This window comes from Cupriavidus basilensis (assembly GCF_029335485.1).
Taxonomy (GTDB): domain Bacteria; phylum Pseudomonadota; class Gammaproteobacteria; order Burkholderiales; family Burkholderiaceae; genus Cupriavidus; species Cupriavidus basilensis_E.
Genome location: NZ_JARJLM010000727.1, coordinates 1 through 661 on the forward strand (window position 1 = coordinate 1; position 661 = coordinate 661).

Annotated in this window: 1 protein-coding gene; it reads right to left on the bottom strand. The window is 67.8% G+C overall.

From position 1 onward, the window contains the following. On the bottom strand, nt 1-657 hold a 657-nt coding region (locus tag P3W85_RS44850; RefSeq protein ID WP_276269573.1), incomplete at its 3' end, for an NADPH-dependent F420 reductase. Between the last annotated feature and the right edge of the window lie 4 nt (nt 658-661).

The following is a 661-nucleotide window of genomic DNA, read 5'->3' on the forward strand; positions in this document are numbered from 1 at the left end:
TTGGACATCGCCTCCCCTCCCTCTCTTCCATCCCGATTTGGCTACCTGGGCCATCCGCTGGCGCATCGCCTCGGCCGAACCGATCTGGTGGAACAGCGGCCCGCCCGGCGCAAAGCTGTCAGCCGAGTCCAGCGGCCCCACCACCACCGGCTCGAAACCAGCATCGCGCACCAGTTGCGCCCCCATGCGCAAGGCCGCCGGGTCGTCGGCCGCGATCGGCACCGCAATCAGGCCCTCCGCACGGTGGTTATCCTGGGCGAAGTTCGCCGCTCCCATGAAATTGAAGGCACGAACGATGCGCGCTCCCGGCAGGTACTTCGCGGTGGTGATGCCGATCCCGTTGCTCGCCGCCTCCACCGCGACTTCGCCATCCCGCTCGCGGATGGCGTTGGTCGCATCCACCACGATCTTGCCGGCGAACAGACGGCCGTAGTCCGCCGAAATCTCCGGCAAGGCCTTGTAGGGAACGGCCAGGAAGATGACGTCGGCAAAGGCCAGCGCCTGTGTGACCGTCCCGGCCCGGGCCAGCGGCCCCAGTTTCTCGACCAGCGGCTGGAGTGCTTCGGGGTGACGCGACGAAAACAACACGGGATGCCCTGCCCGCACCCACAGTCCGCCAATCGTGCCGCCAATGCGCCCGGCACCGATCACCCCGATGGGC